Genomic DNA, 20,440 nt, shown 5'->3' on the forward strand with positions numbered 1-20,440 from the left:
CCCCTTTGATCAGAGAAGTTCCTTCTTTATATATTGATTTCAAAGTGCCGCTTTATAGTCTGACAAGTATTGATGAGGGCATCTGCCAGCTTCTCTTCATTGCCATAAAAACGAGTAGAAGGAAGCGGGATCGAGACAGAATTTAAACCTCCCATTCGATCAATAACAACTGCACCCACGGCACAAATCCCACGAATATGCTCTTCTCTAGCAAAAGCAACCCCCGTCTTACGAACCGTTTCTAATTCCTTTAACAGTTCATCCCGGCATGAAATTGTATAATCCGTAAATTGTTGCAGCTGCTCCGGTAACAGTTTCTCCAACTCAGTAATCGGCAAGGCCGCGAGTATGGCTTTTCCATTGGCTGTGCAATGTAATGGAAAAGAGGCACCAGGTTGTGAAGTCGCTTGCAATGGATGCGGAGCGATAATTTGATCCACGAAAAGCACCTTACCATTATCTAATACGGCGAGGTCTACCGTTTCATTGACTTGCTGTGATAATTGGATTAAAAATGGTCTAATTTCTTCCCTTAAATCACGATGGACAGCAGCGGCAAGCATTGCAATTTCAGGTCCCAGACGGAAACCGCCGTTTGCAGAAGCTGCTGCTACAAACCTTTCCTGTTCCAGTGTCATAACCACTCTTTGAACGGTTGACCTGGCGAGACCCACTTCTTTGGCAATTTGTGATAGGCTTAAACCTTTTGGATGATCTCGAAGAGCCCTCAGTATATTTGCAGCACGAGAGATAACTTGAACACTGGATGTTTTCGTTTGATCCTGAATATCATTGTTCAAAAGAATGAACTCCTTCCTAAATATCCATTCCATTATAACTAAAACTTGAATAGATTATGTGTCATGAATATTCATTGACTTTTTTTAAAAAGTACATTTATAATTAATTTAACCATTATGTGATATAACTGTATCACAATGCAGTTGATTTTTAAAAGCTATCATTTGCTATCAAGCTATAATTTTTCAACTTAAAATTCAAAAATAGATGAGGGATATAGATGAGTTTGGTTAAGATTGGGGTGATCGGTATAGGAAATATGGGCAGTTCACATGTTCAAATGCTGAACAGTGGACAAATTAATGGGGCAGAATTAACAGCGGTTTGCAGCAGTAACGAAAGCCGAATCGCTTGGGTGAAGTCCCACGTAAAGAGCGATGTGAAAATTTTTAGGGACGAAGAGACTTTTTTCAATGAATCAGGATGCGATGCTGTTCTTATTGCTACACCGCATTACAGTCATCCAGAGCTAGCCAAAAAAGCCTTTGCGAAGGGGAAACATGTCCTCATCGAAAAACCAGCAGGAGTCTACACGAAAAATGTGCTGGAAATGAATGCTGCGGCGAAAGCTTGTGGGAAAGTGTTCGGCATCATGTATAACCAAAGGGCAAATCCCCTTTATCAAAAGATTCGGGATATGATTCAATCAGGCAAGCTGGGCGATTTAAAACGGACAAATTGGATTACCACGGATGCTTACCGTTCACAAAGCTATTACGATTCAAGTAAATGGCGGGCAACATGGAAAGGGGAAGGCGGAGGTGTTCTCTTAAATCAGGCCCTTCACCAATTAGATATTTGGCAGTGGACAACGGGGGTTATGCCAAAGCACATTCGATCAGTGTGCTGTATAGGAAAGTATCATGATATTGAAGTAGAAGATGAAGTAACAGCATTTGTGGAATATGAAAATGGTGCAACAGGTGTGTTTATTGCTTCGACTGGAGAAACACCGGGTACGAATCGTTACGAGATTATTGGTGACCGCGGGAAAATAGTGGTTGAAAATGAGCAACTTATTTTTTATCAATTAACACAATCAGAACGTGAATTTAATTCCTCATATACAGGCGGATTTGGTCAGCCTGAGTACAAAAAAATAAATATCCCTATAAAAAGTGAAAACTCGAATCATGGCATCATTGTTCAAAACTGGATTGATGCGATTGTGAAAGGTTCACCGCTACTTTCACCAGGAGAGGATGGTGTAAAAGCACTGGAAATTTCAAATGCCATCTACTTATCCTCCTGGTTAAACGCAACAGTTGAACTTCCAGTAGATGTAGATCAATATTATGAAAAATTACAACACAAAATCAACTCGTCCACTTTTGAAAAAAAATATGTCACGAACATTACATTAGATGTGACCGGGACACATTAAGCTTAGTAATGACGGAACTATTTAGCTGTTCTTAAAAAATAATAAAGTGGCTGTTAAAATAAATCAATTTGTCCAACAACTATAAATTAGGTAAAATATAGGGACTATGTAAAAAACATGCCAATGAATTGTTTGCCTATACTTCGAAAAATTAGTGGGAGAGAGCATTAAATGAATAAAAGAGTAGTGATAACAGGTATTGGAGCAGTCACTCCTTTGGGGAATGATGCTCATTCAACATGGGAAAAGATTAAAAGTGGTGTGTCAGGTATTGGTCCGGCCACTATATTTGATGTGGAAAAAGTGGATGTCAAAATCGCGGCGGAAGTAAAAGACTTTGCACCTGAAGCATTTATGGATAAAAAGGAAGCAAGAAGAATGGGCCGCTATAGCCAATTCGCTGTAGCCGCAAGTAAAATGGCGGTAAGGGATGCAGGCATTCAAATCGGTGTGGATGTTCAATCTGAACGGGTCGGAGTTTGGATTGGTTCTGGAATCGGCGGTTTAGGTGAATTCGAGGAACAACATCAAAAATTTATTGAAAAAGGTCAAAGAAGGGTCAACCCGTTTACGATTCCGATGTTTATTCCGGACATGGCTGCAGGACAAGTATCTATTGAACTAGGGGCAAAAGGAATCAATAATTGTTCCGTTACCGCCTGTGCCTCTGGAGCAAATTCCATCGGGGATGCATTCCGTGTTATTCAAAAAGGGGATGTGGACATGATGATTGCCGGCGGCACAGAAGCAACGATTACAGCAATGACCGTCGCAGGATTTTCGAACATGACCGCTCTTTCAAAAAATCCAGACCCGAACACAGCCAGCAGGCCATTTGATAAGAATCGTGATGGATTCGTCATTGGAGAAGGTGCTGGTATTGTTATTCTGGAAGAATTAGAACATGCAGTAGCCCGTGGAGCGAACATCTATGGTGAATTGATCGGATATGGTGCTACAGGTGATGCTCATCATATAACAACACCTGCACCAGACGGAGCGGGTGCTCAGCGCGCGATGCAATTAGCGTTAGATGATGCGGACATTTCTCCTGAACAAGTCGATTATATCAATGCTCATGGGACGTCTACTTATTATAATGATTTGTATGAAACGATAGCGATCAAACAGGTGTTTAAAGAACACGCCTATAATTTAAGTGTCAGTTCCACGAAATCAATGACGGGTCACTTATTGGGAGCGACAGGTGCCATTGAGGCCATTTTTTCTCTGTTAGCCATCAATGAAGGAATTATCCCTCCAACCATTAATTATGAAACGCCTGATGAAGAGCTAGATTTAGATTATGTACCCAACGTGGCAAAGAAGAAAGATGTTCAAGTGGTGCTATCAAACTCACTAGGTTTTGGCGGTCATAATGCCACATTGATTTTTAGAAAGTTTGCCGAATAACATTCGCTGGCGCAAAAGAGGGTATCTAAGATTTTAGATATCCTTTTTTGTGATTTCGAAGTTCTTGAATTTTACATGCATCGACTTTTTCCACCTATAAAAAAACTAATTAAACGTTTGATTAAATAGTCATGGCAACTTAAAAATAAAGGCTTTTAACCTTAGATTGAAACAAAACTTTGTCGACTTAGTTTTGTTCCTCCTCTATAAAAATAAAAAATAAGTCGATAAAAGGATTTCCTTCGGTAATTAATCACCCTTCGACAAGTCCCGCCATAATTCCTTACTAATCAAACGTTTAATTAGAAACTAAATAAATCCCTTTTTCAAAAGGATTTTTTCCCGGGAAATGGGAAAAGAATGTCGAAATCGGTATCGACAAAATTTCCCGGTTTTCTTTTGTCCTAATCAGTAACATACAATTACTTCTCGAATAAATGTCCCTTTTTTCGCAACAGCTCGATCCTTTATCATAAAACCAGCTTTTAAAAGGATTTCATCGACCGGTTCGACGGTAACCACGACTACTTTGTTGGCAAACGTCCGTGCACTTTGAAGCATTTCCAGCTGTTCTTCTGGGTTTATCACGGAACACAAATTATACGGTAAATCAATAATCGCTACATCGTATTGATCGTTGATATCACGAATATCCGCCAAGGTGATTTCTGCCTTAAGTCCAAAGTGTGCCATGTTTTCTCGTGCTCCGGGGAGAATCAGTGGATTTCGGTCGCTGCCGACAATATCAATTCCCATTGAGCGTGCTTCCACAAGGACGGTTCCAATTCCGCAGCAAGGATCGATGGCCTTAATTCCGATTGGATTGGGGATGGCGATATTTACGACCGCCCTGGCAACACGTGTACTGAGGGCAGTGGAGTAATCATTTGGTTTTTGTTGATGTTGATACCATACGGACTCACTTTTCACATACTCCCCGAATATCCATCTTCCGTTTATATTCATGACACCAAACAATTGGTCGGGATGACGAAGATCTGCTTTCCCATTAATGTGTAATCCAATCTCTCGCTCAATTGCACGTCGGTTCTCGAAGCTTTCCTGTTCACTTTTTACTTGACCATTATTTTTCACATAAGTAACTTTAAACGTTGTTCCGCTTAGTTGAAAAGATTCAACCTGTTTCACTAGATCTTCAAGATTTTCCGCCTCATACCTCACCGTAATTCTTTCCTTAATAAAAGGGCTGCGACTTGGATCAATTTTTACGGAGCTTTCTAAGACGTTAGAGTTTGAATCCTGACCGAATAAGGAGCGCATTTCTAAAGCGCATAGAGAGCGTTCATCTTCATAGTGGGCGTAGGTATATATATAGGTCGTGACTTTTTTTGGAGTGATGTCCAATGTGTTATCATCCTTTAATCTATTTATTTCATCATCATCTCAAATGGTAACTGAAAAACTCTATTTCATTATATCAAGAAAATGAGTTGTTATTTACAAAAAGGGAGTCAAGCACACCCTTCTAATAAATCACTTGAAAATAATGAACGTAACGATGCTTCCGGAGATTTTTGAAACATCTTAATGCCCGTGTGTCGGTAAAATTGGAGGAGAAGGGAATTAAGAGAGGTTTCAAATGCCCGTCTGGATGTAAAAATGAAGGAGAAGGGAACTAGGAGAGTGTTCTAATTCCCGTGTGTCCGTAAAAATGGAGGAGAAGGGAATTAGGAGAGGTTTCAAATGCCTGTCTGGCTGTAAAAATGGAGGAGAAGGGAATTAAGAGAGGTTTCAAATGCCCGTCTGGATGTAAAAATGAAGGAGAAGGGAACTAGGAGAGTGTTCTAATGCCCGCCCGACAGAAAAAAAGTAGTGACGGGCATTTAGAACATGTAATTATGCTCCTAACCATCTAATTTAAAAGCACTTATTCCTCTATCAATCCATAATCCTTTAAGGATTCAACAAGCGTATCTTTAGGACGAAAACCCGTTATCCTCCCCACAAGCTGGCCATCTTGAAAAAGCAATAAGGTAGGTAATCCCAATACCTGAAACTCGCTTATAAACTCCGGATTTTCATCCGCATTTACTTTTACAATTTTTAAATCAAAATCTAGATCGATTTCCTCCAAAACGGCTCCGATCAACCTGCATGGCGGACACCATGGGGCCCAGCAATCAACAAGCACCGACTTGCTGGTTTGGATTTCCATCAGAATGCCCTGTCCCTCAGCCTGTAAAATACTCATGAACTTCATCACCTTTCTTATCGTTTGATTGTAGTATATGACGGGTTATGATATAAGTAAAATTAATACTTTGAATATAAAGCATTAGTAAAAACTAATGTATCCAAAAGAGGTGTCCCATGACCCTATTTCAATTAGAGGTTTTCTTAAAGGTAGTGGAAACAAAAAGTTTTACAAAAGCGGGCCAGCAAATCGGCCTTTCACAATCGGCTGTCAGTCAAGCGGTAGCAGCGTTGGAATCAGAGCTAAATATTAAATTATTGAACCGGCACAGGAACGGAGTCAGCTTAACAAAAGTCGGCGAACGTATCACGAGCCTGATCAGGGATTTAATCACGATTAAAACAAAGATTATCAATGAATCAACCGGAATCACGGAACTTGAAACGGGGACGATAAGAATCGGGAGTATTTCAGGGATGTCCGCTAAACTAATGCCAGGAATGATTAGTTCTTTTAAGAAACGGTTTCCCGGTGTAGAAGTGGTTCTATATGAAGGGAATTATGAAGAAGTAAAAAATTGGCTTAAATTATCAGTCGTAGATGTTGGCGTGGTCACGGAAGAGAAGAGTGAATTTGAATTTATTCCATTGCTGCAGGATAAAATGGTTGTTTTTGTACCGGAAAACCACCCATTGAGCAATCAATCATTTATCCGTGTAAAGGATATCGCCAGCGAGCCTTTCATCATGCCAAAAGAATGCAGCCATATCATTCGAGACATTTTTAAAGACCAAGGATTTTCTCCTAATACTCAATTCGAGGTCAGTGACATCGCCACTATCATGGCTATGGTTCAAGAAGGAGTTGGAAATACGATTCTCCCAGAGTTGGCCATTCCCTCAACCTTATCCAAAGTCACTGCTTCCTATTTAAGCCCTCAAGTATATCAAAATTTAGGGCTGGAAGTGCGTTCAACAGAATATACTAGCCCCGCCATCACTGCGTTTATTCATGAAGCACAAGAATTCACCAAGAATCTATCATTAAAGTTGTTTAACAGTTATCATTCTGTGATTGTAAGAAAAGGTAAATAATGGTTGATAATTGCGAATAAAAAATGCCCCAAGAGCAATCTTTGGGGCATTTGAGTGCTTGAATTTGCTTCTCTCAAGAAATAATAAATTAGAAAAGTTTCTCAAGAAGTTACAATATAACCTCTAAACATTATAACGTTATATTGACCAATGAAAAAATACGTGGTAACCTAATCGTGTAAGAAAAACAAAAAAGGTAAATGTAACCGAATACAAGTACCCATTTTATTAGGTTTACCGAAAAGGATGAGGGAAATGCAAGAATGTTACGTATTACAAAATGTAAAACTAGTTGATGGCAATTCTGTTGACATCATCGTAGAAAACAAAAAAATCCAAAACATTATTCCGGCTGGAACGGGAACTGGAAATAGCGGAAATGTAATTGACTTTAAGCATAATGTAATAGTTTCAAGCGGCTGGATTGATATGCATGTCCATGCCTTTCCAGAATTTGATCCGTATGGCGATGATGTGGATGAAATTGGCTATAAAACAGGGGTAACAACGATTGTGGATGCCGGAAGTACAGGCGCTGATCGGTTGCCTGACTTAGTGAACAGCTGTAAAAAGTCGAAGACGAATGTTTTTGCCTTTTTAAATATTTCACGAATTGGCCTAAAGCGAATCGATGAGCTATCCGACCTTTCATGGCTGGATGAAGAGGCACTAAAAAAGACGATAGCCGAACACAAAGATTTTATTGTTGGACTAAAAGCGAGGATTAGTAAAAGTGTCGTCGGTCCAAATGGAGTGGAACCATTAAAAGTGGCCCGGAAATTTTCAAAGGATACTGAGCTGCCGCTGATGGTTCATATTGGTTCTGGACCGCCGGATATTAATGAAGTCCTCGATTTGCTCGAAAAAAAGGATATTATTACTCATTACTTAAATGGAAAAGCCAATAATTTATTTGATAAAGCGGGAAAACCTCTTCCGAAATTGCTGGATGCAATAAAACGGGGAGTACATTTGGATGTTGGCCATGGGAATGCAAGCTTCTCTTTCCAAACGGCAGAGCAGGCGAAAGCATATGGAATCCACTTCGATACCATCAGCACGGATATCTATCGAAAGAATCGCCTACAGGGTCCTGTATACAGTATGGCCAGTGTACTTACTAAATTTTTGTATCTAGGCTACCCCTTAAAAGAGGTCATTGATGCCGTCACCGTTAAAGCAGCAGAGTGGTTAAACAAGCCGGAGCTTGGAAGAATTGCCACAGGGGACCTAGCAAACCTCACACTGTTTTCAATAGAGGAGTCCGAAACCAAGCTAATGGATTCTGAAGGAGAAGAACGAACTGCAGAACAGAAAATTGTCGTAAAAGGAGTGGTCATCAATGGAGAATACATTGAATGCTAAATATGGCTTAAAGAGGGTTATCAATGCAAGCGGCCGGATGAGCATTTTAGGTGTTTCGGCTCCAACAGATACCGTAATGGAAGCCATGAAAATAGGCGGGCAGAATTATGTGGAAATCGCTGATTTAGTCGATAAAGCAGGACAGCATATCGCTGGGCTCCTTCATTCGGAGGCAGCCGTTGTCGTGAACTCGGCATCGAGTGGAATCGCTCTTTCGGTTGCGGCAATCGTGACAGAAGGAAACCGGAGAAGAAGTGAAAGGCTCCACCAAGAAACAATTCAAAAAAATGAAATCATCATGCTGAAAGGCCATAACGTTCAATACGGGGCTCCAGTGGAAACGATGGTTTTCCTCGGCGGCGGAAAATTAGTGGAAGTCGGTTATGCCAATGAGGGCAAAGCCGAGCACATTGCGGATGCCATTACGGAAAATACGGCAGCAATCCTTTACGTTAAATCCCACCACACTGTTCAAAAAAATATGATTTCGGTGGAAGAAGCATGGGAAGTGGCGCAAGCGAACAATGTCCCATTGATTGTCGATGCAGCTGCAGAGGAAGATGTAAAGAAATATGTTCAAGTTTCTGATTTAGCGATTTACAGCGGCTCGAAAGCTATTGAAGGTCCGACGTCTGGAATCGTGGCCGGTAAACAAAAATATATCGATTGGGTAAAGGTTCAACTGCACTGCATCGGACGAAGCATGAAGGTCGGCAAAGAAACAACCTTTGGATTATTGCAGGCATTGGATGAGTATTTTGTCAAAACCGACAATAGCGAAAAGGAAAAAGCCAGTCTGGAAGTTCTCAAATCAATTGAATCCATTGAGGGTGTGAGAGTAACGATCGTACAGGACGAAGCTGGCCGTGCCATTTTCAGAGCTCGCATTCAAATCGATGCGGATGTGACGAAAACTACGGCGAAGGAAGTAAATGATAAGCTAAGAAATGGTGAAATAGCGATTTATACCCGTGATTACGGAATTCGCCAAGGCTTTTTTGATCTTGATCCACGACCATTACAGGGTGACGACATTTACGTAATTGAAGCGCAATTAAAAGCGATTTTAGGAGGAAGCAAATAATGACAAACATTGAAAAACGTTTTTATCAGAACCGTGTCGCCTTGAATGTTCTAGCGAATAGCATTGAAAATGCTGTTGAAGTTTTTGAAGCGGCAGAAGGCCACGTATTAGTTGGAGTCCTTTCAAAAGATTATCCTACAGTTGAGGCTGCCGTTACAGCAATGAAGGAATACGGTGAAGCGATTGATGAAGCCGTATCAATTGGCCTTGGCGCTGGGGATAATAAACAAGCGGCAGTTGTAGCGGAAATCGCCAAATACTATCCGGGAAGTCATATCAATCAGGTGTTTCCTGCGGTTGGCGCAACGCGTGCCAATTTAGGAGAGAAAGATAGCTGGATTAACTCTTTAGTATCTCCAACAGGAAAAGTTGGGTATGTAAATATTTCTACCGGTCCTGTAAGTGCGGCAGCAGGTGAAACGGCGATTGTTCCCATCAAAGCGGCAATTGCGTTAGTCCGGGATATGGGTGGACAGGCCTTGAAATACTTCCCAATGAAAGGCTTAAAGCATGAGGAAGAGTTCCGTGCCGTTGCAAAGGCCTGTGGTGAAGAAGGGTTTGCGTTAGAGCCGACTGGCGGAATTGATTTAGATAATTTTGAGACCATTTTAGATATTGCCTTGGAAGCAAAAGTGCCTAAAATTATCCCTCACGTTTATTCTTCTATTATCAATAAAGAAACTGGGAAAACAAATCCAGAAGATGTGAGGACCTTATTAGCTATTACCAAAAAATTGGTTGAAAAGTATGCCTAAACAAATTGTTGCTTTCGGGGAAGTAATGATGCGTTTGCAGGTGCCAGGATACGAATTACTGACTCAGGCTAACACATTACAATACTCTTTTTCAGGCACGGGAGTAAACGTTGCTTCTGCGATGACCAAGCTAGGCTATGATGGTTATCTTGTAACCAAATTGCCAGAAAACCCATTAGGTGAGGCAGCCATTTCCTTCTTACAGCGATTGGGAATCAATCGGAGATTCATATCCAGAGGCGGAAAATATTTGGGCTTGTATTTTTTAGAAAATGGTTTCGGACAGCGGGCGAGCAGGGTTACTTATACGAATCGCCTAGAAAGCAGCTTTAATACCGCTCACATTTCGGATTACGATCTCGATTTAATTGCAGAACAGGCAGATATCATTCACTTTTGCGGTATTACGCTTGCCATGACCGATGGTGTCCGTGATAGTATGAAAGTGCTGGCTAAAAAGGTAAAAGAAAAAGGCGGATTGGTTTGTTTCGACTGTAATTACCGCCCTTCCTTATGGGAAGGGGGCTACAGTGAGGCGAAACCCCAATATGAAGACATGCTGGCTTTGGCTGATATCGTCATGATGAACGAAAAAGATGCGATGTATATTTTAGGAATGGAGACAGCAGAAACCTCCCGGGAGGAACAATTGAAGGACCTCATTCCTAAAGTGGCAAACCGATTTGATATTCAAACAATTGCGGGAACACACAGAGGGATTAATCCTGATAATACCCATTCTTTACGGGGATATTTGTATAAAGATGGGCAGTTACATTTCTCAGAAAAGATTTCTTTTTCCGTATATGATCGAATTGGAGCCGGAGATGCGTATACTAGCGGGATTCTACATGGCGAGCTTGCTGAATTTTTACCAGAGAAAACAGTCCAATTTGCTGCAGCAGCAGGAATGCTGGCCTGTACCATCGTTGGCGATACCCCGATGTCGACGGAAGCAGAGATCCTGTCCGCCATGGCCGGAACCATTGATGATATAAAGAGATGAAGGAGCGATTAGGGAATGAATGTGAATCGAAAAAAGGGACCTATGTACTTACAAATTAAAGAAGTTTTGAAGGATCGTATTTTACATGGTGTCTATGCGATTCACACGAACATTCCCTCTGAGCCCCAATTAGAAGAAGAATTTAATGTGAGCAAAATTACGGTCCGTAATGCCATTAAAGAATTGGTTCAAGAAGGATATCTGGAAAAGAAAAGTGGAAAAGGAACAAAGGTCATCGCGAATATTTCGACTGCGAAGCTTTCAAAAGGGAAGCGCTTTACAGAATTATTAGTAGAAGAAGGCCACCACATCACCAAAAAGGTGTTAAGCATTAAGAGGATTGAATTGTCTGCAGAATCCGAGCTTTATTCTTTATTTGGGGACCATTGCATTCAAATTGAACGACTTTACTTATTGGATAACGAGCCTTATATTCACTTCTCTCATTACATCTTATCAGACATGAGTGAGGAAGAAGTAGAGGATGTCCAAATCGGATCATTGTACCGCTTTTTAGAAGAGCAAAGTATTCGACTGGAATCATTCCGTGATGAGTTTGCAGTTTCGATTGCACCAAGTCATGTTAGTGAAAGATTACATGTGGCAAAAGATACAGCAGTTTTAAAAAGGATTCGCCGTTCCAGTGATGATGAAGGAAATATATTGGAATATAGCGAGGGTTACTATAATACAGGGAAGCAGAATTATATTGTTACGTATAATGATTCCATTCAGTAACCCGCTTTTTTGTATATTATGTAAGCGATTACCTAAGGGGGAGTGACAAAAGATGAGTTTATATTTAATAGGTATTACGTTAGTGGCCATTGTGATCGTTATTTTAGGAGTATCCTGGTGGAAATGGCATGCATTCATCAGTTTAACAGTTGCCGGCTTGTTCCTAGCCGTTTTTTCGGGCGTGCCAATGGACAAAATTGTCACAGCATATGAAACGGGAGTGGGCGCAGTCCTTGGGCATTTGATTGGAATTTTAGCGCTTGGAACGATTTTAGGTAAAATGATGTCCGACTCAGGAGCGGGCATGCAAGTAGCTGATTTCTTTATCAAAAAATTCGGTGTAAAATACCTGCCATGGGCGATGCTTCTTTCAGGTTTTATTATTGGAATTCCAGTCTTTTTTGAGGTTGGTCTAGTCATTTTGCTTCCTTTGGTTATTTCGATTCGCAAATCTACGAAACAAAACATTTTGTTAATTGGTATCCCGGTGCTTGCCGGATTGTCGATTGTTCATGGATTAGTTCCTCCGCATCCGGGTGCGATGACGGCGATTGGCATTTATAATGCAAATCTAGGACATGTACTGCTTTATTCATTAATTATTGCTTTTCCAACGGCCATTATTGCCGGACCTTTATTTGCAAAATTTATTCATAAACGAGTTACTCCTGAGGGGGAACCGGAGTTAATCCGTGTGGCAACTAAGTCAAGCGGATTACCAAGTACAGGGATTTCGTTTTTCATTATCTTACTGCCTGTTTTATTAATGTTGTTAACGGTTATTGCTCCATATCTTTCACTGCCAGGTGCGATCGAAAAATTCCTGGTGTTTATTGGAAGTCCGGTTATTGCCTTGCTAATCTCATGTTTTGCTGCCTATTTCTTCTTGGGCTACCGCCAGGGCATGGACAAGATGTTGATTAAAAAATTAACGGAAGAATGTTTACTGCCATTAGCATCAATTATTCTTATTATTGGCGCAGGCGGTGCCTTCAAGCAAATTCTTATTGAAAGCGGCGTCGGTAATGCGATTGCAGCAATGTCCGAGCAAATGTCCTTGTCACCGATTGTCCTTGCCTTCCTAGTTGCGGGATTAATCCGAGTCGCTACCGGTTCCGCAACGGTTGCATTAACTACTGCTGCCGGAATTGTTTCTCCGGTAGTGTCGCATATGTCTGGTGTTAACCTGGAATTATTGGTTATTGCGACCGGTGCAGGTTCATTAATGCTTTCACATGTAAATGATGCCGGCTTCTGGCTGGTAAAAGAATATATGGGATTATCGGTTAAAGAAACATTCAAGACATGGACCGTCATGGAAACGATCCTTTCTTTTGTCGCCTTTATTCTGGTTTTAATTTTAGATGTGTTTGTTTAAGCATCATACTATTGATTACTGAATTTAGGAGGCACCCAAACTTAACGTTGGGTGCCTCTTTTCATAAATATTTCTAAAATCATTGACAGAATATTAATACGGCATCTATAATACAAAGCATGCTTACTGTAGAGCGTAACTTCTTCATATGAATTGAAAAATGATTGAGCAATGAAGGGAATATAAGTAATGCTTATCTCACTGTTTTAGAGAGCTGATGGAAGGTGAAAATCAGTACAAAGATAAGGATGAATTTCGGTCCCGGAGCATCTTTTTCGAAGTAAAGGGCGACCTTTATGAAGGGAAAGACGGTCAAACATGATCGTTAACAAAGTCGAGAGGCAGACTGAGTCTGCAACTAGGGTGGTACCGCGATATTTTCGTCCCTACTGATACTGTCAGTAGGGACTTTTTTATGGAAACAATACGTCCCTGTCGCTTAAGACAGGGACGATTTTTTTATTAATAGAAAAACCACACTGATTTATATGGATTATTCTTTAAATCAAATTAATAAAGGAGAAAATAAGGATGAAATTACAAAAAAATTTATTGCCTCGTCATATACGTTTGATGGCACTCGGAGGAGCAATCGGCACAGGTATATTTAAAGGGACTGCTGAAACAGTATCAATAGCGGGGCCTGCTGTTATTTTTTCTTATCTATTTGCAGGATTATTGCTTCTTGTTGTTATGGGGGCAATCGCGGAGATGGCCATTGCTTATCCTGGAATGAATATGAAAGGATTTATTCGTAAAGCATTTGGAACGAACATGTCTTTTGTGATCGGATGGCTGTACTGTTTTATGTGGTTAGTGGTATGTGTCATTGAAGTGATTGCAGCAGGGAGCTTTCTGCAATATTGGTTTCCTTCTATGTCTTTATGGTCCTTAAGCTTTATAAGTGCTATTTTCATTGTGGCAATTAATTTAATGAATGTAAAGCGTTACGGAGAGATTGAATTTTGGTTTGCTGGTATTAAAATTACCATGATTGTTTTATTCGTTGTTTTAGGCGCTGGTATTTTATTCGGTTTTATCCCGAGTAATGAAACTGACTATGTGCAAAATTATGTACAGCACAAAGGGTTTTTCCCCCACGGGTGGTCAGGAGTGTTTTCCGCACTGTTAATCGTCATTTTTTCATATGGCGGTACCGAACTTATCGGATTGACATTAACCGAAACGAAGGATGCAGAGAAGATATTGCCAAAAGTGATTAAAGGAGTAATATGGAGAATCGTGATATTCTATACGCTCCCAATCCTTATCATTTGCGGATTAATTCCTTGGAATGAAATCGGCAGCCAAGCAAGCCCATTTGTGCAAGTATTATCTGTTGTCGGATTTGGTGGATCAGCTCACATTATGAACTTCGTCCTTATTACAGCAGTTTTGTCTGCTGCAAACTCCGGGATTTATGGCTGTACACGAATGCTGTATTCATTGGCTGCAGAAGGGGAAGCACCGAAACTATTTTCGTATGTTTCTAAAAATGGTGTTCCATTATATAGTGTTATCTTTAGCGCTATTATTCTAATTGGAGGGACATTTGTTGCGTACTTTTCACCTGACCGTGTTTTTGGGTACTTGATGGCCATTCCAGGATTTACGGTATCATTAGTGTGGATCAGCATTTGTTTAGCACAACTGAAGCTTCGGAAAACTTATACAAAGCTGCCGCATTTTAAAGTATGGGGCTTTCCATATGTAACCTCATTTACTGCAATAGCGTTAAGTATAAGTTGTGTGGTATTTGCTTTCAGCGAGCAGAATCGAGTGAGTATTTATGTTTGTTTAAGTATGCTGCTTATCTTAATTTTATGTTCGGTTTTTGCAGACAAAAAACAGAATAGTTGAAGATACGCAAAAAGTAGAGCGGCTGAGGATTAATCCCAGCCGCTTACTATCTGTTTATTCCATTCCTTCTAATATACCTTTTACTAATTGAACAAATTTTGATCTAACTTTTCCGGCGACTTCAATGACTTCATCATGACTTAATGGCTGATCTAAAATTCCGCATGCCATATTGGTTAAACATGAAATTCCAAGTACCTTCATATTTCCATGGGTTGCAACAATCGCTTCTGGAACTGTAGACATACCTACCGCATCGGCACCTAATGTCCGAATCATGCGGATTTCCGCCGGCGTTTCGTAGGCCGGTCCACTCCACCATGCATATACACCTTGTTGAAGGGTTATGTTTTGTTCTTCGGCAACTTGAACAGCAATATTGCGTAAACCAAGATTATATACTTGAGAAACATCAGGGAACCGTGTGCCCAACTCATTATTATTTGGACCAATTAATGGATTGGTTCCAACTAAATTAATATGATCCGTAATTAGCATTAAATCCCCAGGGTTAAAGCTTGTATTAACAGCGCCGCAAGCGTTAGTAATGAGTAGATTCTCAACTCCAAGCGCTTTCAAGACACGGACAGGGAAAGTGACTTCATCTAATGTAAAGCCTTCATAGTAGTGGAACCGTCCTTTCATAGCGGCTACGGTCTTTCCTTTTAATTCCCCAATGATTAATTCATTTGCATGTCCAACAGCTTCAGACTTAGCAAAGTGAGGAATCTCACTATAGGGAATCTTGACAGGATTTTCAATTTCATCAGCAAGAGTTCCTAATCCTGACCCTAAAATCATTCCAATTGTAGGTCGGTGCTCCGTTTTACTCATAATAAATTCTTTGGCCTCAAAAATATCTTGTAATTTATGCATGAAAAATTCCTCCCTTGAATGAATAGAATGTATGTGTAAAAGACATGCTGTTAAACTTTGCGCGATTACTTCAATAAAAGTGTAAATGATTCTTTTGCTTATGTAAATAGACTAAAAATCATTTTGATAAAAAGTATTGAATGATAGAAAGTGTTTTTCTATGTATAATAGGGTTTCAGAAAATACTTTTTAAAAAAATGGTAAAAAGTTTAATAACAGCACCTTCTTCTTTTGTAATATATCGAGTAAACTAAAAAGAGTTGGCAAATCGCAAAATGGTATGTTGGAGGAAAAATATGCTAAAGCAATTTGTGGGTTTAACCTCGCAAAAGGAGAAGAGTTTAAAGCATTTATATAGCTTAGTTCGCAAGTTAGGACCAGTAAGGGTAAAAACATTAACTGAACTGACTGGTTATAAACATGCGACTTGTGTTCGTTTGTTGGATGATCTTGTTAAGGCGGGACTGGTAAAAGATAATGGATTAGGGAAATCAAGTGGCGGACGGAAGCCGTTGATGTATGTAATCGATCCTGATGCTTTCTATTTAATTGGTGTGGAAATCACTAATTTATATACAACAGTGCTGCTCCTCAATTTAGATTTACAGATCCTAGGTGGAGAAAAATTAAAAATGGATGCCCATTGTACAGGGGAGTACACATTAGATTATGTGTCTCGAACTGTCGATGAGCTGCTGGATCAACATAACATTCCGAAGGAAAAAATGCTCGGAATTGGTGTAGGGGTACTTGACCCTATAGATCAGGAACACGGAGTTATCTTAAATCCAAATTTATTCCCAGCCGGCGGCTGGGATCAACTAAATATTATCGACTATTTACACAAAAAAAATCAAACGCTTGTAATGTTGGAAAATGGCACTAATTTAGCGGCATTAGCGGAATATCGTACTCATTATTGGAAAGAAACAGATAATCTAGTTTTTGTCTCAAGTGATATGGGGATTCGCTGCAGTATGATCCTCCATAGCAGATTGGTTACTAATCAAAAGGAAATGGCGGATGCATTTGGACACATGATTGTGGATCTTCATGGACAACGATGTTCCTGCGGATCATATGGCTGTTTGCAGGCATACAGCAGTCTGCCGGCTATTCGTAATGAAGTGATCCAGAGGTTGAAACGTGGTCAAAACTCTTTTCTTAAAGAAAAGTTCAATGTTGTGGAAGAGATTAATTTTTTTCATATTTTGGAAGCTCTTGAGCACGAAGACCCACTATGTCTGGAGGTAGTAAAGGAGGCGGCTTACTATTTTGGTATCGGTCTTTCTAATCTAATTTATCTGCTGCGGCCTGATATTGTCATCCTTGGTGGAACGCTAGTACCAAAACCGCTCTTCTTCGAGGCTGCCTCTGATATTGCACAAAAGCGAATGATGAATTATCCAAATAGTCCTGTCCAGATTATTAAGTCAACCACAGCCTACAATATTGTCGCTCAAGGCGCGGGATGTATGGTATTAGACCATTTCACTGAAGAAGCTCTGCCATAAAAAATGCAAAGTGTCAAAATCCGACAGAATTCAGGTGGTGCCAGGCCCTGTCCACTACTATAATGGAAATAGTTTAATATCTTTAGAAATGAGTGTGTATTGGCGATGGCTATTATAAAAAATGACTGGGCCCCTTTACTTGAAGGGGAATTCGAGAAGCCGTATTATCAACATATTCGTAAAATATTAAAGGATGAATATCAAACGAGAGACATTTATCCGGATCAATATGATATTTTTAATGCGCTGCATTTTACTCCATATAACGATGTGAAAGTAGTCATTATTGGACAAGATCCCTATCATGGTCCCGGGCAGGCCCATGGATTAAGTTTTTCTGTCAAACCGGGAGTGACTGTTCCTCCATCATTGCAAAATATTTATAAGGAACTGAAGTCTGATATTGGATGCTATATCCCTAACAATGGTTACTTGGTGAAGTGGGCTGAGCAAGGGATATTGATGCTTAATGCGGTCTTAACGGTCCGGGCAGGAAACCCAAACTCCCATAAAGGCCTTGGCTGGGAGATGTTCACTGACAAAGTCATTGAAACATTAAATCAAAGGGAGACACCGGTTATATTTATCCTATGGGGGAATTTCGCCCAACAAAAACAACAACTGATTACCTCCTCACAGCATTTCATTATTAAGTCTCCTCACCCAAGTCCATTTTCCGCCAATAGGGGCTTTTTTGGCAGCAGACCATTTTCCCGTACGAATGCCATTTTGCGGGAAATCGGGTTAAAGGAAATCGATTGGCAAATACCTGATTTATAGACCATGGATGAAAATCTTGGTACAGGAATAATTGATCCACTTAAAAAAAACAGTAAGTCTTTTCCGTCAATTAAATGAGCAAGATCAGGTTTATGCAAAACAGTCCTTATGTAAATTTTTATCTGGACCTGGTCCGTCCAAGGGAGCATATTTGAAGTTCTGTTATCGGGAGATCTAAGTGCGTCAGGAAATGGGCCGGTAACAAATATAGGCATGAGGACTCTGAAGCTGTCATTTTGGCAGCTTTTTCTTCTTTCACTAACGAAGCAGGATAGTTGTGCGAAATGTTTCTGGCTTAGATTGCGAATGGTCACATTACTCAGGTAAAGGCTAGACAGTTTCTTTAACTCTTATTCAACAAGCGGGCCATTTTGTGGAATAACTGTTCATAATTAAATTGGATATATATATTAAAATAATAGTGAAGATTATGAAGAAGTATACTTAAGGTTAATTCTCAACCAGTAATAATATTATTATTACCATGAAGACATCAAAGGGTAGTTGCTGTTACAATTATTAATATAATTCTATTATTGAGAAACAAAGTTATATAGTTCAAAGATAAATTATCTTTCTTATATGGAAAATTAATTTAAATTAACCAAATTGGAAGTAGGTGTTCTAATGATGTATCGAATCGGAGTGGTTGGACCAAGTTGGTCATTAGAACGAATTCTTGAAATAGCTAAAGAATTTGAGCAGGGAATGGAATTTGTAGCTCTCCCTTATGAAGAACCTGAGGAAACAAAAAAAATTGTAAAAGATAATAATAAAAAGATTCATACTTGGCTTTTTTCTGGCGAATTGCCATATGAGATCGCGAGAAAGGTTTTAGGTTCTAATGAAAATCTTTTGTATATCCCACATACGGAATCTAGTTTATACAAAAGTTTTTTAAATATAATCTATTCACCGGAAAAATTGATCAAAAGATTGAGTATCGATATATTCTCTTATTCCAACTTATTTGAAGAGGCAGTAGAACAGTTGTCTATGACATTTAATGAGATTTACGTGAAAAAGTTTGAGTCAGATGATATTAATATGGAGGAATTGTTACATTTTCACCTAGATTTATGGGAATCAAAAAAAATTGATGGAGCAATCACCTGTTTTCCAACAGTATATAAGCACTTAAAAGAAGCTGGTTTACCAGTCGAATGGATGTCAACTAGCCGGATGGAAATTCGCCAAACTCTTAGGATACTAACTGAAAAAATAAAGGGCTTTTACTTAAAGGACACTCAAATTGGTGTGGAAATTATTGAGATCGAGCATTTTGAAAGCATTATGCAGAATGCGAAGAGTTCATATGATTTACAGTTTTTGGAGCTGCGTTTAAAGGAGATACTCCTTAAATTCTGTGAACAATTAAATGGATCCTTGATAGAAAAAGGGTATGGTAAATATGTGATATTTAGCTCCCGTGGCGCGATTGAACGAGAAATTCCTATGTTAGAACATACATTAGAGCAGTTGTCTCTAGAATCGGAATCGACGGTTGTTGTAGGAATCGGATTTGGAGAGACAGCCTTTTCTGCAGAAATAAACGCGCAGGTGTCAATTAGGCAATCAAAGGAAATGCCTGAACGGAAGATACTAATTGTCCAAGACAACGGAAAGATTACCGAGTCCATTGGGAAAAAAGAAGAGATAACCTACTCTTTTCGTACGGAGGATAAAGATTTTTTACAGAAACTGAAAAAGGGTAATATCAGCGTTAAAACTTTTCACAAAATTGATGCTCTAATCAGGAAAATGGGATGGAACGACTTTACGACAAAGGATTTGGCCGCACACCTGAATATGACAGATCGGAACGCAAGACGTATTGTTACAGATTTATGTGAAGTTGGTCTAATTGAGTGTATTGGAGAAGAATCTTCCTCTTTTCGTGGAAGACCTAGTAAATTATATCGTTTAAAATAAACATCCATATTTGGGTGTTTATTTTTTGTTTTTAGAAAATTCATATAAACAGTTGAAGAAAACGCTATCATCGATTAAAATTCATTTAAAGAGTAATTAAGGAATATTTTCCTTAAATGCTCTTTAAATGAATTTACGCATGGATGTACTAGTATTATGAAAATTGATCCTTTGATGACTAAGGGAGGGCAGGTAGATTGGATTAGATTTCTTTGTGATGTGATTTTTTATGAATATCCCAAGATTGGATAGGTTTTCTGGTTATTTATTACTATGTATTAGAAAGGGGTTACGATCTGTTCCAC

17 protein-coding genes and 1 other annotated feature are annotated in these 20,440 nt (G+C 39.6%); of the genes, 13 read left to right on the forward strand and 4 right to left on the reverse strand.

Annotation, left to right across the window (positions count from 1 at the left end; translation table 11 throughout):
* Nucleotides 1-26: 26 nt before the first annotated feature.
* The gene (locus AC59HZ_RS12550; protein ID WP_496546159.1) at nt 27-800 is read right to left on the reverse strand and encodes an IclR family transcriptional regulator; all 774 of its coding nucleotides are present in this window, start codon (nt 798-800) and stop codon (nt 27-29) included.
* Nucleotides 801-1,021: 221 nt separating this feature from the next.
* Here AC59HZ_RS12550 and AC59HZ_RS12555 point away from each other — a divergent pair, with 221 nt between their 5' ends.
* Both AC59HZ_RS12555 and fabF read left to right on the forward strand, forming a co-directional pair.
* Complete coding sequence (locus AC59HZ_RS12555) at nt 1,022-2,185, forward strand: Gfo/Idh/MocA family protein (protein WP_496546160.1); 1,164 nt, start codon at nt 1,022-1,024, stop codon at nt 2,183-2,185.
* 171 nt (nt 2,186-2,356) lie between these two features.
* Nucleotides 2,357-3,598 carry a beta-ketoacyl-ACP synthase II gene (gene fabF / locus AC59HZ_RS12560; RefSeq protein WP_496546161.1) on the forward strand — a complete coding sequence of 414 codons (1,242 nt, stop codon included), beginning with the start codon at nt 2,357-2,359 and terminating at the stop codon, nt 3,596-3,598.
* 408 nt (nt 3,599-4,006) lie between these two features.
* On the opposite strand, the gene AC59HZ_RS12565 is transcribed toward fabF, so the two are convergent.
* Together AC59HZ_RS12565 and AC59HZ_RS12570 are read right to left on the reverse strand one after the other, a co-directional pair.
* Nucleotides 4,007-4,963: a TRM11 family SAM-dependent methyltransferase gene (locus AC59HZ_RS12565; RefSeq protein ID WP_496546162.1), complete on the reverse strand. Its 957-nt coding sequence runs from the start codon at nt 4,961-4,963 to the stop codon at nt 4,007-4,009.
* Nucleotides 4,964-5,486: 523 nt separating this feature from the next.
* Nucleotides 5,487-5,810 carry a thioredoxin family protein gene (locus AC59HZ_RS12570; RefSeq protein ID WP_496546163.1) on the reverse strand — a complete coding sequence of 108 codons (324 nt, stop codon included), beginning with the start codon at nt 5,808-5,810 and terminating at the stop codon, nt 5,487-5,489.
* Between the two features lie 119 nt (nt 5,811-5,929).
* Here AC59HZ_RS12570 and AC59HZ_RS12575 point away from each other — a divergent pair, with 119 nt between their 5' ends.
* The 8 genes from AC59HZ_RS12575 to AC59HZ_RS12610 all read left to right on the forward strand — a co-directional run bounded on the left by AC59HZ_RS12575 (nt 5,930) and on the right by AC59HZ_RS12610 (nt 15,033).
* Complete coding sequence (locus AC59HZ_RS12575) at nt 5,930-6,847, forward strand: LysR family transcriptional regulator (RefSeq protein ID WP_496546164.1); 918 nt, start codon at nt 5,930-5,932, stop codon at nt 6,845-6,847.
* 255 nt (nt 6,848-7,102) lie between these two features.
* On the forward strand, nt 7,103-8,212 hold the full coding sequence (locus AC59HZ_RS12580; RefSeq protein ID WP_496546165.1) for an amidohydrolase/deacetylase family metallohydrolase: 1,110 nt from the start codon (nt 7,103-7,105) through the stop codon (nt 8,210-8,212).
* Nucleotides 8,190-9,296: a DgaE family pyridoxal phosphate-dependent ammonia lyase gene (locus AC59HZ_RS12585; RefSeq protein ID WP_496546166.1), complete on the forward strand. Its 1,107-nt coding sequence runs from the start codon at nt 8,190-8,192 to the stop codon at nt 9,294-9,296. Before AC59HZ_RS12580 ends, AC59HZ_RS12585 begins: the two co-directional genes overlap by 23 nt.
* Entirely contained in the window at nt 9,296-10,051 is a 756-nt protein-coding gene (dagF, locus tag AC59HZ_RS12590; RefSeq protein ID WP_496546167.1) for a 2-dehydro-3-deoxy-phosphogluconate aldolase, read from the forward strand. Before AC59HZ_RS12585 ends, dagF begins: the two co-directional genes overlap by 1 nt.
* On the forward strand, nt 10,044-11,057 hold the full coding sequence (locus AC59HZ_RS12595) for a sugar kinase (protein WP_496546168.1): 1,014 nt from the start codon (nt 10,044-10,046) through the stop codon (nt 11,055-11,057). Before dagF ends, AC59HZ_RS12595 begins: the two co-directional genes overlap by 8 nt.
* A gap of 15 nt (nt 11,058-11,072) precedes the next feature.
* Complete coding sequence (locus AC59HZ_RS12600) at nt 11,073-11,795, forward strand: GntR family transcriptional regulator (RefSeq protein WP_496546169.1); 723 nt, start codon at nt 11,073-11,075, stop codon at nt 11,793-11,795.
* A gap of 52 nt (nt 11,796-11,847) precedes the next feature.
* Nucleotides 11,848-13,173, forward strand: a complete 1,326-nt coding sequence (locus AC59HZ_RS12605) for a GntT/GntP/DsdX family permease (protein ID WP_496546170.1) — start codon at nt 11,848-11,850, stop codon at nt 13,171-13,173.
* A 162-nt stretch (nt 13,174-13,335) separates the two neighbouring features.
* Nucleotides 13,336-13,564 (forward strand) — a binding site (T-box leader).
* Nucleotides 13,565-13,704: 140 nt separating this feature from the next.
* A complete protein-coding gene (locus AC59HZ_RS12610; RefSeq protein ID WP_496546171.1) occupies nt 13,705-15,033 on the forward strand; it encodes an amino acid permease in 1,329 nt (442 codons plus the stop codon).
* 54 nt (nt 15,034-15,087) lie between these two features.
* Here AC59HZ_RS12610 and AC59HZ_RS12615 read toward each other — a convergent pair whose 3' ends face one another.
* Nucleotides 15,088-15,909 (reverse strand): purine-nucleoside phosphorylase, encoded by an 822-nt coding sequence (locus AC59HZ_RS12615; protein ID WP_496546172.1) that lies wholly within the window; start codon nt 15,907-15,909, stop codon nt 15,088-15,090.
* A gap of 296 nt (nt 15,910-16,205) precedes the next feature.
* On the opposite strand from AC59HZ_RS12615, the gene AC59HZ_RS12620 reads away from it, so the two are divergent.
* The 3 genes from AC59HZ_RS12620 (at nt 16,206) to AC59HZ_RS12630 (ending at nt 20,135) form a co-directional block, all read left to right on the forward strand.
* Nucleotides 16,206-17,423 carry an ROK family protein gene (locus tag AC59HZ_RS12620; protein ID WP_496546173.1) on the forward strand — a complete coding sequence of 406 codons (1,218 nt, stop codon included), beginning with the start codon at nt 16,206-16,208 and terminating at the stop codon, nt 17,421-17,423.
* A gap of 105 nt (nt 17,424-17,528) precedes the next feature.
* The gene (locus tag AC59HZ_RS12625; RefSeq protein ID WP_496546174.1) at nt 17,529-18,203 is read left to right on the forward strand and encodes a uracil-DNA glycosylase; all 675 of its coding nucleotides are present in this window, start codon (nt 17,529-17,531) and stop codon (nt 18,201-18,203) included.
* A 627-nt stretch (nt 18,204-18,830) separates the two neighbouring features.
* Complete coding sequence (locus AC59HZ_RS12630; protein WP_496546175.1) at nt 18,831-20,135, forward strand: hypothetical protein; 1,305 nt, start codon at nt 18,831-18,833, stop codon at nt 20,133-20,135.
* Nucleotides 20,136-20,440: the final 305 nt, after the last annotated feature.

The sequence above is a fragment of the Neobacillus sp. DZ-9 genome, from assembly GCF_059587065.1.